This window comes from Agromyces sp. P2_B3 (genome assembly GCF_056404815.1).
Map to the genome: position 1 here is coordinate 25,442 of NZ_JBFUDH010000022.1, position 10,963 is coordinate 36,404.

The 10,963-nt window shown below is 73.3% G+C and carries 8 protein-coding genes and 1 pseudogene; 5 read left to right on the top strand and 4 right to left on the bottom strand.

Annotation, left to right across the window (positions count from 1 at the left end; genetic code table 11):
- Nucleotides 1–92 precede the first annotated feature (92 nt).
- Together AC1DZA_RS18745 and AC1DZA_RS18750 are read left to right on the top strand one after the other, a co-directional pair.
- Nucleotides 93–545 carry a GNAT family N-acetyltransferase gene (locus tag AC1DZA_RS18745; protein WP_476762275.1) on the top strand — a complete coding sequence of 151 codons (453 nt, stop codon included), beginning with the start codon at nucleotides 93–95 and terminating at the stop codon, nucleotides 543–545.
- Nucleotides 546–568: 23 nt separating this feature from the next.
- Nucleotides 569–883 carry an MGMT family protein gene (locus tag AC1DZA_RS18750; RefSeq protein WP_476773878.1) on the top strand — a complete coding sequence of 105 codons (315 nt, stop codon included), beginning with the start codon at nucleotides 569–571 and terminating at the stop codon, nucleotides 881–883.
- Between the two features lie 6 nt (nucleotides 884–889).
- On the opposite strand, the gene AC1DZA_RS18755 is transcribed toward AC1DZA_RS18750, so the two are convergent.
- Both AC1DZA_RS18755 and AC1DZA_RS18760 read right to left on the bottom strand, forming a co-directional pair.
- Entirely contained in the window at nucleotides 890–2,683 is a 1,794-nt protein-coding gene (locus AC1DZA_RS18755; protein ID WP_476773879.1) for a sensor histidine kinase, read from the bottom strand.
- On the bottom strand, nucleotides 2,683–3,345 hold the full coding sequence (locus AC1DZA_RS18760) for a response regulator (RefSeq protein ID WP_476773880.1): 663 nt from the start codon (nucleotides 3,343–3,345) through the stop codon (nucleotides 2,683–2,685). The genes AC1DZA_RS18755 and AC1DZA_RS18760 overlap by 1 nt, the downstream gene beginning before the upstream one ends.
- Before the next feature lie 222 nt (nucleotides 3,346–3,567).
- Here AC1DZA_RS18760 and AC1DZA_RS18765 point away from each other — a divergent pair, with 222 nt between their 5' ends.
- Entirely contained in the window at nucleotides 3,568–4,170 is a 603-nt protein-coding gene (locus AC1DZA_RS18765; RefSeq protein ID WP_476762271.1) for a hypothetical protein, read from the top strand.
- The gene (locus AC1DZA_RS18770; RefSeq protein WP_476773881.1) at nucleotides 4,167–5,468 is read left to right on the top strand and encodes a type III PLP-dependent enzyme; all 1,302 of its coding nucleotides are present in this window, start codon (nucleotides 4,167–4,169) and stop codon (nucleotides 5,466–5,468) included. The genes AC1DZA_RS18765 and AC1DZA_RS18770 overlap by 4 nt, the downstream gene beginning before the upstream one ends.
- 139 nt (nucleotides 5,469–5,607) lie before the next feature.
- Here AC1DZA_RS18770 and AC1DZA_RS18775 read toward each other — a convergent pair whose 3' ends face one another.
- Nucleotides 5,608–7,416, bottom strand: a complete 1,809-nt coding sequence (locus AC1DZA_RS18775) for an ABC transporter ATP-binding protein (protein WP_476773882.1) — start codon at nucleotides 7,414–7,416, stop codon at nucleotides 5,608–5,610.
- Entirely contained in the window at nucleotides 7,413–9,308 is a 1,896-nt protein-coding gene (locus AC1DZA_RS18780) for an ABC transporter ATP-binding protein (protein ID WP_476773883.1), read from the bottom strand. The genes AC1DZA_RS18775 and AC1DZA_RS18780 overlap by 4 nt, the downstream gene beginning before the upstream one ends.
- A gap of 429 nt (nucleotides 9,309–9,737) precedes the next feature.
- Here AC1DZA_RS18780 and AC1DZA_RS18785 point away from each other — a divergent pair.
- Nucleotides 9,738–10,963: pseudogene (locus AC1DZA_RS18785) on the top strand (hypothetical protein); the annotation flags it as partial.

Below are 10,963 nucleotides of genomic sequence, written 5' to 3' on the forward strand. Positions count from 1 at the left end.
ATGCCGCCACGCGGCGGCCCGTGCTCGCGTTCGCCCTGAGCGTTCGCCTCGCGGCTACCTGCCCCGGGCCGCCACACGTTAGCCTTGGCTCCATGGCTGAACTGCGACTCGAAGAACTGAACGCGACGAACATCGTGGCCGCGAACACCCTGTCGCTGAAGCCCGGGCAGGAGCAGTTCATCGCTCCCGTCACGTACGCCGCCGAGGCCTCGGTCGTGAACCCCGCCACCGCGTGGCAGCGCGTCGCCCGTTCCGAGGAGCGCGTCGTCGGCTTCATCCACGGCAACTTCGACCCCGAGAACGAGCACGAGGAGTTCCGAGCCTGCATCTGGCGCATCAACGTCGACGCCGAGGCGCAGGGCAAGGGCGTCGGCCGGTTCCTCGCGCACGCCCTCGCCGAAGAGGCCAAGCGTCGCGGATTCGACCGCATCACCGTGCTCTGGGAGCCAGGCGAAGAGGGCCCTGAGGCCTTCTTCCACCGCATCGGCTTCGTCGACGTCGGCGAGACCGCCTACGGCGACGTGATCGGCGCGCTCGAGCTCTGAGCACCTCGGCACGGGGCGATCGGATGCCGCAGCCGCCGGCCGGCTTCGTCGAGGCCGTGCTCGCCGTGGTCGACGACATCCCGCCGGGCTGCGTGGCCACCTACGGCGACGTCGCCGCCATCCTCGGCTCGCGCGGAGCGCGGGCCGTCGGCCAGGTGATGGCGCGCTACGGGTCGGACGTCGCCTGGTGGCGCGTCGTGCGCGCCGGCGGCAGGCCGCCCGCGGGCCACGCCGACCGCGCTCGCGCGCACTACGAGCGGGAGGGCACGCCACTCCGCCCGGCGGACGACGAGGACGGCTACCGCATCGTCATCGCGGCGTGCCGCTGGCGGCCCTGACGGCGGTCAATCGCTGAGGCCGCCCCCGAGCGGCATCCGGACCGACAGCGTCGTGCCCGCCCCGGGCGGGCTCTCGAGCTCGAGCGTGCCGCCCACCGCGTCGACCCGGTCGGCGATGCCGAGCATGCCCGTGCCGGCGTCGAGCGACGCTCCCCCGGCGCCGTTGTCGCGGACCACCAGCTCGAGCTCGTCGCCGACCACATGCGCGCGCACCCATGCCCGGGTCGCCCGCGAGTGCTTCGCCACGTTCGCGAGCGCCTCGGCCAGGACGAAGTAGGCCGTCGACTCGATGAGCTCGGGCAGCCGCCCCTCGGCCTGCACGTCGACCACGACGGGAACCGGGCACCGGCCCGCGAGCTCGGGCACGGCGAGCGCCAGTCCGCCCGACGAGAGCAGGCTCGGGTGGATGCCGTGCGCCAGTTCTCGCAGTTCCCGCAGCGCCAGGTTCAGCATCGAGATCGTGCTCTCGAGCTCGGTGGCGAGCTCCACCTCGTCGGCGTCGCGGGCGGCATTGGCGGCCAGCCGCAGCCGCATGCCGAGCGACACCAGGTGCTGCTGCGCGCCGTCGTGCAGGTCGCGCTCGATGCGGCGCCGCGCCTCGACGCCCGCCTCCACGATGCGCTGGCGCGACTGCCGCACCTGTTCGAGGGTGCGCTCGATCTCGGAGCGGAGCCGGCCGTTGTCGACCGAGAGGCGCAGTGCGCTCGACACCCCGTCGAGCAGTCGCATGTTGTCGGTCAGCACCCGGTCGTGCCGGATGAGCGCGATCGGCGCCCCGAGCGGCGACGCGACCGGGAGGATGCTGTGGCTGCCTCGCGGATCGGCGGCGTCGGGCTCGATCGGCGTGCCCGCGGCATCCGCATACCGACCGCGCTCCTCGTCCCACCAGTAGACCCGCACCGACGCATCGCGGAGGGTGCGCGCGAGCGACTCGGCCCAGAGGCCGCGGTCGGCGCCTTCGCGGGTGATGCGCATGAGGTCGGCGACGCGCGAGCGCATGTTGCGCGCGTGCGCGACTCCCGCGTCGAAGCTCACGGGGATGGACGCGATCGCGATGAGCGAGACGGTGGCGAGCACCGTGTCGGTGGTGGTGGCCGTCGCGTACGTCACCGCCTGCGCCGCGAGCGTGCTGGCCCAGGCGAACAGCGCGAGGGGCATGAGGAACGCGACCGTGCGCGCCGGCACGCTCGCGCGCACCCAGCGCACGAGCAGGCGTCCGGCGATGACCAGGGCGAGCCCGACCCCGACGATGCGGTACCCCACGTCGATCGCGGTGAACAGGGCGGGCGCGTCGACGACCTGGTACGGGTTCGGGGCGACGCAGCCGCAGGCCACCGCGTCGGGCGTCGCGAGCAGCACGACGCCGAGCAGGTTCACGGCGGAGGCCACGATCGCGATGCCCGCGATCCACCGGTCGACGCGGTCGGCGAGGAACCCCTTCGGGTAGACGAGCACGATGACGCCCGCGATGACCGCCCACCACAGGTCGACGCCGCGGACGATCGGCCACAGCCAGTCGATGCCGCCGATGACGAAGTAGATCGACTGCGGGATCCACAGCACGACGAACGCGATCATGAGCCGCGCCGGGGCGCGCGTGGGGCCGATCCGCCATGCCACGCCGGCGCACGCCGCGAACACGAGCGGCACGATCGCGTGGAGCGTCGTGTACGAGACCTCCGGCCGCTCTGCGGCGGGCGTGGCGAAGTAGCCGGCGACCTCCATCCAGAGGCTCAGCGCGACGGCGATGACGATGGCGACGGTGCGCCTGGCGATCCGGCCCTTGCGGCCGGGGGCCATCACCGTTCGCCGAGGAGCGTGAGCACGGCGAGCACGCGCCGGTGGTGCTCGGGCGACTCCTCGAGGTCGAGCTTCTGCAGGATGCTGCGCACGTGGGTCTCGACCGTCTTCAGGCCGAGGAACAGCGTCTGCGCGATGCCGCCGTTCGAATAGCCCTGCGCCATGAGCTCGAGCACCGAGCGCTCCCGCTCGGTGAGCCGTGACAGCGGATCGTCGGCGCGGGTGCGCTTCACGAGCTGCTCGACGACCTCGGGGTCGACGACCGAGCCGCCCGAGGCCACGGTCTCGACCGCGCGCACGAGCGTCTGCGGCTCGGACACCCGTTCCTTCAGCAGGTAGCCGGTGCCGCTGCCGGCGCCCATCACGCGGAGCGCGTACTCGGGCGTGGCGTACATCGACAGCAGCAGCACGCCGATCGTCGAGCCCTCGGCGCGCATCGTCTCGAGGGCGGCGATGCCCTCGTCGCGATAGCTCGGCGGCATGCGGATGTCGAGCACGGCGGCATCGATGCCTCCGCCGCGGACGACCTCGAGCAGCTCGTCGCCGGTGCCGACCGAGGCGACGACCTCGATCCCACCGCCTTCGAGGACTTTGGCGATGCCCTCGCGCAACAGCAGCGCGTCATCGGCGATCGCGACGCGCAGGGGGCGGGCGTCGTTCATCGGGGGCCTCCGTTTCGCGGGCAGCGTCCACCGTCCGGGGGTCGCCACCCGTCTGTGCCGAGCGTACCGCCTGGGAACGGCCCCCGGTTGGTCCCAGTTGTGGGGGCAATCGCCGCCGATCCGCGGTGCCGGATGCCCCGACGTCGCGTTCAGTGGCAGCACCCATCGCGTGGGGGTGGTCGCCCGGATCCCGCCACCTCGACGTCGGCGGAGGATGCGGGCATGTCGATGGGACGCGCGCGTGCGTGGAGCTGGGTCGGGCGGTACCTGCCGCTCGAGGTGCTCGGCACGATCACGGCGCTCGTCGCGGCATCCGTCGCCTACCGGGTCAGCGGATCGCTCGTGGTCGCCGCCATCGCGGGGACGCTCGGCGAGAACGTGGGCTACTACGCGCTCGTCGTGGTGCGGGCGGTGCGGGGCCACGCGGGCTCACGGCGCGTGCAGCGCCTCCCGGGCCGAGGACGCCGCGCCTGGGCGACCGCCTGGCTGGCGGCGCGCTCGGTGGCGGCCGAGTTCGGGCCGGCCGAGCTCGTCGACTCGCTGCTCGTGCGCCCGGTGCTGCTCTGGGCGGCCGCCGCGACGTGGGGCGCGCATCCGGCGGCCTGGTTCGCCGGCAAGCTCGCCGCCGACGCGGTCTTCTACGCCATCGCGATCGTGTCGTTCGAGACGGGGCGCCGCGTGATCCTGCCCGACGGCGGCCGCGTCGCCACGGCAGCCGGAGACGCGGCATCCGGGCACGTGGCATCCGGGCGCGCGGGGTCCGGGCACGTGGCATCCGGCACGGCCGTCGGCTCCGAATCACAGCCGGAAGGGGCGCTGAGATGAGCACCACCATGGCGGACCGGTCGCGTCGCCTCGCGACGCGCATCGGACGCGCGACCGCGACCGGGACCCGCGACGCGACGGGCCGACCCGTCGCCCACCGCGAGCTCGTGCGGCGCGAGCTCGCCGCCTACGCCGACCGCATCGACCTCGCCGGGCTCGTGCGCGAGCACGGCAGCCCGCTCTTCGTGCTGGACCCCGACCGGGTGACGACGCAGCTCCTCGCACTGCGACGCGAGCTGCCCATGGCGGGAGTGCACTTCGCGACGAAGTCGTTGCCGCATCCGGCGGTGATCCGCGCGGTCGACGCGTTCGGCGCCGGCTTCGAGGTGGCGTCCCGCGGCGAGATCGACCTGCTCGAGCGCGCGGGCATCGCGACGGCGCACTGCCTGCACACGCACCCCGTCAAGACGGTCGCCGACCTGACCGGCGCGTACCTCCGCGGCATCCGCACGTTCGTCGTCGACAACCCCGCTGAGATCGCGAAGTTCCGGGGGCTGCCGCCGGATGTCGCGGTGCTGGTGCGCCTGTCGTTCCCGAACCCCGGGGCGAAGTCCGACCTGTCGTCGAAGTTCGGCGTGCGGCCCGACCACGCCGCACCGCTCGTCGCCCAGTGCCTGCGCGAGGGACTGCGCGTCGCGGGATTCACGTTCCACGTCGGGAGCCAGACCGCGTCGGCCGCGCCGTGGGCGCACGCCATCCGCCAGACGCTCGCCCTGATGCGGCGGCTCGAGGCCGCGTTCGACGTGCGGTTCGACACGCTCGACCTCGGCGGTGGGTTCCCCGTGGCGTACGACGAGCCGGTGCCGCCGCTCGCCGAGCTCGCCCGCGGCATCCGCTCGGCCCTCGATGGCGTGCCCGGCAGGTACCGCATCCTCATCGAGCCCGGACGTTTCGTGTCGGCGCCCGCGATGACCCTCGTCACGCGGGTGGTCGGCGTGGCCGAGCGCGCCGACGGCCGCTGGGCCTACCTCGACGAGGGCGTGTACGGCGCCTACTCGAACATTCCCGCCGAGGACGTGCACGCGCTCGTCTTCGCGGCCTCGGAGCTCGGCGGCGCGATGGGCGGCGAGGCCGGCGCGGAGGCCGGCACGAGCCGCGCGGACGATCGCGCGCGCGTTCCCGTCACCCTCGCGGGGCCGACGTGCGACAGCGTGGACGTGATCGCCCGCCGCCTGCCGCTGCCGCCCCTCGCCGAGGGCGACCTGCTCGTGAGCCCCATGATGGGCGCCTACACGGCCGCGACGGCCACCTCGTTCAACGGCATCGCGCCGACGCCCGTGGTGGTCGTCCCGGCCTGATCCCTCCCCCTCGGGCCGCCGCCGCGGCGGGAGGCGATCCGCGCCGACGGAGGTGCGATCCCGTGGAATCGCCCTCCCCCGCTGCGAACCGCCTCCGCTCGCGCCGCCCTGCTCGCGTCGCCCGGCGCCGCCCGCCCCGCTACACGAGCGAGTCGCGCCAGGCCGCATGCAGCGCCGCGAACCGCCCCGACCCGCCGATGAGGTCGGCGGGCGCGCCGTCCTCGATGATGCGCCCGTGCTCCATGACGAGCACCCGGTCGGCGATCGCCACGGTCGACAGGCGGTGCGCGATGATCACGGCCGTGCGGTCGGCGAGGAGGGACTGCAGGCCCTCCTGCACCGCGCGCTCGCTCGGGATGTCGAGCGACGATGTCGCCTCGTCGAGGATCAGCACCGCGGGGTTCGCGAGGAACGCCCGAGCGAACGAGATGAGCTGCCGCTGCCCGGCCGAGACGCGCCCGCCGCGCTTGTTCACGTCGGTGTCGTAGCCGTTCGGCAGGCCCTCGATGAACTCGTGGGCGCCGACCGCGCGAGCGGCCGCCACGATCTCGTCGAAGGTCGCATCGGGCTTGCCGAGCGCGATGTTGTCGGCAACCGACCCCGAGAACAGGTACGCCTCCTGCGTGACCATGACGATCGCGCGGCGGAGGTCCTTCGGGTGCAACTGCCGCAGGTCGATCCCGTCGAGCTCCACCGCGCCGTCGCTCGGGTCGTAGAACCGGGCGATGAGCTTCGCGAGCGTCGACTTGCCCGCGCCGGTCGACCCGACGAGCGCGATCGTCTGGCCCGCCGGGATGTCGAGGTCGAACCGCGGCAGGATGACGCGGTCGCGCGTGTACGCGAACTCGACGCGCTCGAACCGCACGTGGCCGTCGGCGTTCCAGAGGTCGACCGGACGTTCGGGGTCGGGCACGCTCGGCTCCTCCTCGAGCACGCCCGAGATCTTCTCGAGCGCGGATGCCGCGGACTGGTATCCGTTGTAGAACATCGCCATCTCCTCCATCGGGTCGAAGAAGCGCTTGGTGTAGAGCAGGGCCGCGAGCAGCACGCCCACCTCCATGCCGCCGTCGACCACGCGGAATCCGCCGACGACGAGCACGGCCGCGACGCAGACGTTGCCGATCAGCAGCAGGCCCGGGTCGTAGATGCCGAACAGCTGGATGACCTTCGCGTTCACGCCGCGGTAGTCCTCGACGAGGTCGCCGAACTCCTTCTCGTTGCGCTGCTCCTTGCGGAACGCCTGCACGGCGCGGATCCCCGTCATCGACTCGACGAAGTGCACGATGAGGCTCGCGCTGGCGACGCGCGAGCGCCGGAAGAGCCGCTGCGACCGCACCTGGAACCACCGCGTGAGCACGGCGAGCGGCACGAGCGCGGCGAGCAGCACGAGCGCCGACGTCCAGTCGAGGAGCGCGAGCGCCACCGCCGTGAACGACATGTAGAGCGCCCCGCGCACGAGCTGGTTGATGCCCTCGTCGAGGAGCTCCCGGATGGCGTCGAGGTCGCTCGTCTGCCGGGAGATGATGCGGCCCGACGTGTAGGACTCGTGGAACTCGAGCGAGAGCTTCTGCGTGTGCAGGAACACCCGGGTGCGCAGGTCGAGCAGCACCGCCTGGCTGATCCTCGCCGACAGCCGGATGTACCACGCGATGAGGAACGCGCCGGCCGCGCCGGTGAGGAGGTACGCCACGCCGGCGAAGCCGACCGGCATCCAGTCGCCCGCTATGAGCGCGGGCAGGCCTTGGTCGATGCCGTACGCGATGAGCGCCGGACCCGCGACCTGCGCGCCCGTCGAGATGACGACGATCGCCATGGTGATCCACAGCCGCGCCCGGACCGGGTGCAGCAGCGAGCCGAGCAGCCGCAGCGACCGCTGGCGGATCTGGGTGGATTCGGCCTTCGTGAAGTCGTGGCGTTCCTCGCCCTCGACGCCCGTGACGGTGCTCATCGGGTCGCCTCCTCTCGTGCGATGGGTTCGATCTCTCGTGCGATGGGTTCCATGCCGGAGGCCTGTGCGGCCTCCCGCTTCTCCTCGTCCTCCAGGCTGGAGATGACGAAGGCGTAGTGGCCGTTCTCGCGCAGCAGCTCGGAGTGCGTACCGACGGCGGTGACCCGCCCGTCCTCGAGGAGCGCCACCCGGTCGGCGAGCATGACCGTCGACGGGCGGTGCGCCACGATGAGCGCGGTCGTCGACGCGAGCACCTCGCGCAGCTCCGCCTCGACGCGCGCCTCGGTGGCCACGTCGAGTGCCGAGAGCGGGTCGTCGAGCACGAGCACGGCGGGGGATGCCGCGACGGCGCGTGCGAGCGCGAGCCGCTGGCGCTGCCCGCCCGAGAGGCTCATGCCCTCCTCGCCGACCTTCGTGTCGAGGCCGTCGGGCAGGTCGTGCACGAAGCCGGCCTGCGCGATGCGCAGCGCCTCCTCGAGCACCCGGTCGGCCTCGGCTCGCACCTCGGGGTCGTCGCCGGCCAGCTCAGGGCGGCCGAGCAGCACGTTGTCGCGCACGGAGGCGCTGAACAGCGTGGCGTCCTCGAAGGCCATCGCGATATGGGTGCGCAGCTCCTCGCGGGAGAGCGCCCGGATGTCGACGCCGTCGAGCGTGATGGAGCCGCCCGTCACGTCGTAGAGCCGCGTGGTGAGCGCGGTCATGGTCGTCTTGCCGCTGCCCGTGAGGCCGACGAGCGCCATGGTCTCGCCCGGCTCGAGCACGAGGTCGACGCCGTCGAGCAGGTCGCCGAAGCGGTCGGGCGAGTCCTGGTAGCGGAACCGCACGTCGTTGAACGCGAGCTCGCCGCGGGGACGCTCGATCGTGACCGGCGCCTCGGGGTCGGTGATCTGGTTCTCGCTGTCGAGGATGTCGAAGAAGCGGTCGGTCGCGGTGCGCGCGTCGACCGAGAACGCGAGCAGGAAGCCGATCGACTCGATCGGCCACGCCAGCACGGTCGCGGTGGCGAAGAACGCCACGAGCTCGCCGACCGAGAGCACGCCCTGCGACGCCAGCCACACGCCGAGCACGAGGCACACGGCGAGGGCGACGGTGGGCACGACGAGGATCCACGCCCAGATGCCGGCGTCGAGCCGCGCCTTCTCGATCTCGGTGCTGCGCAGCGACTCCGCCTGCGCGCGGAAGGTCGTGAGCGCGTGCTTGCCGCGCCCGAACGCCTTGAGCACGCGGATGCCGTGCACCGACTCCTCGACCGCGGTGGCGAGGTCGCCCGCCTGGTCCTGGCTGCGGCGCGACACCTCGGAGTAGCGGCCCTCGAAGCGGTAGCCGACGATCCACAGCGGGATCGAGCACACGAGGAACACCGCACCGAGGATCCAGTTCATCGACACGAGGATCGCGAGGCCCACCACGATGACGACGAGGTTGACGACGAGCAGCACGAGCCCGAACGACAGCCACCGCCGGATGATGTTGAGGTCGCTGACCGCACGCGAGAGCAGCTGGCCGCTCGGCCAGCGGTCGTGGAAGCTGACGGGCAGGTCCTGCAGCTTGGCGTAGAGCGCGTTGCGCATGCGCGCCTCGACGTGGGTGCCGGGCTTGAGCACGAACCAGCGGCGGAGCGCGATCATGACGGCCTCGAGCACGCCGAGGCCCAGCACGAGCGCGGCGAGCGGGAGGATCGCGCTCGCATCGCCGTCGGCGAGCGGGCCGTCGACGATCGACTGGAGCACCTGCGGGATCGACAGGGCGATGAGCTGCGCGCTCAGCGAGGCGGCCATGCCCGCGATGATGAACGGGATGGCGGGGCCCGCGTACTCGCGCAGCCGGAGCAGCGCGCGCACGGTGCCGGGGCGCGCGGGTGAGGGGTCCTGGTGAAGCGGGGTGGCGGACAAGCCGGTTCCTTCCGGAGGAGGCGTCAGGGCGTTCTCGTGGGACGCCGACGACGTGTCGGATCGAGCGGACGCGCACGGCGGCGACGTCGGATGCGGGGATACCGCGGAATGGGCAGGCTGCGCCTGCGGGGCTGGGGCGGAAGCTACCCGGAGAACGCCTCGATGAGGAGGACCGGGCGGGCAGCGCCGTCGACCGCGACCTGGCGGGCGTAGCTGTCTGTCTGCATGGTGTCCTCCTGCGTCGTCGTCTTCGAACCCTCGTGGCCATCGGATGTCGCGCGAAGACCAGCCCTTCAGACTAGGGGGTCCCGACGGCGGGCCGCAAGACCGAATTCGAGCGCTAGGCTGTGCGGATTCGTCACCGCGCGGGGTGGAGCCCTGCAGCATTCCCGTTCGCGCGCACCTGGACCGACGACACGAGGAGATCGCGTGGGAGCGATGCGGATCGCGTTCGCGCGCGCTGCGGCGCGTGCCGGCGTGCTCGGTTCCATCGCGGCCGTCGTCTTCCTGCTCGCCGGCCTCGGCACGGCGGTGGTCGACTCCGTCTCGGGCGCCGCGACGACGGGCCTGCGCGAAGGCCTCGCCGCGGCATCCGGAGCCGACGGCGCGGCACGCTGGCAGATCCGCGTCGCGGCGGACCCCGACGCGCAGGCGGAGGCCGCGGCATCCGTGCTCGACCGCATGGTCACCCAGCACGGCGCGACCTGGAGCCGCTCGGTGGAGACCGCGCCGGTGGACGCCATCGCCGACGGGCAGGCGTTCGGCGCCGTGCTCCTCGCCGACGCGGACGTGCCCGAACGGGCGGAGCTCCTCACCGGCGCGTGGCCGGGCGACGCGCAGGCCGACGCCGCCGCCGCCGAGGCGGACGCGCTGCCCGCGACACTGCACGCCGACGCGGCGTCCGCCCTCGGACTGGAGCCGGGCGACCTCGTCGAACTGCAGGACGGCGACGGGCCCCAGCGCCTGCTCGTCGTCGGCACCTGGCGACCGCTCGATCCGAACGAACCGGCGTGGTTCGGCGAGCCCGTGATCGCGACCGGCACGGTGACGGGCGGTGTCGGGCCGTTCGTGGTCGGCGACGACGCGCTCGTCGACCTCCCGGCGGCCACGATCGTGCGGTGGACCGCGCTGCCGGATGCCGCGGGCGCGACGCCCGACCAGGCGGCGGCCCTGCTGGCGGTGCTGCCCGACGTCGAGCCGGCGCTCCGCGCGGAGGACGCGATCGGCGCCGACGGCCTCAGCACGTCGGGCGGGCTCGACGCGACGCTCGACCGACTGCTCGCCGGTCTCGGCGCCGTGCGCGCCATCGCTCCCCTGCCGATCCTGCTGCTCGCGTTCGCCGGGTTCGCCGCGCTCGACCGACTGGCCGCGCTCCTCGGCGCCGCCCGGCGCGGCGAGACCGTGCTGCTCCGGGCGCGGGGCGCGTCCGCGTCGCGACTGGCTCGCGACACCGCGGTGGAGGTGCTCGTGGTCGGCGTCCCCGCGGCGGCGCTCGGCGCGGCGGTGGGCGAAGCGCTGCTCGCGGTGGCGCGCCCCGGCGAGGCGCGCAGCTGGCAGCTGGCGGTGCTCGTGGCATCCGTCGCGCTCGTCGGTGCGCTGCTGCTCGCCGCGGGCCGCGCGTGGCGCGATGCGACCCGGCCGGTGGTGCGCGGGGC

Coding starts and splice junctions, on each gene's coding strand:
- AC1DZA_RS18765 (WP_476762271.1), top strand. CDS start 3,568: ATGTCGATGGGACGCGCGCGTGCGTGGAGCTGGGTCGGGCGGTACCTG.
- AC1DZA_RS18775 (WP_476773882.1), bottom strand. CDS start 7,416: ATGAGCACCGTCACGGGCGTCGAGGGCGAGGAACGCCACGACTTCACG.
- AC1DZA_RS18750 (WP_476773878.1), top strand. CDS start 569: ATGCCGCAGCCGCCGGCCGGCTTCGTCGAGGCCGTGCTCGCCGTGGTC.
- AC1DZA_RS18755 (WP_476773879.1), bottom strand. CDS start 2,683: ATGGCCCCCGGCCGCAAGGGCCGGATCGCCAGGCGCACCGTCGCCATC.
- AC1DZA_RS18760 (WP_476773880.1), bottom strand. CDS start 3,345: ATGAACGACGCCCGCCCCCTGCGCGTCGCGATCGCCGATGACGCGCTG.
- AC1DZA_RS18745 (WP_476762275.1), top strand. CDS start 93: ATGGCTGAACTGCGACTCGAAGAACTGAACGCGACGAACATCGTGGCC.
- AC1DZA_RS18770 (WP_476773881.1), top strand. CDS start 4,167: ATGAGCACCACCATGGCGGACCGGTCGCGTCGCCTCGCGACGCGCATC.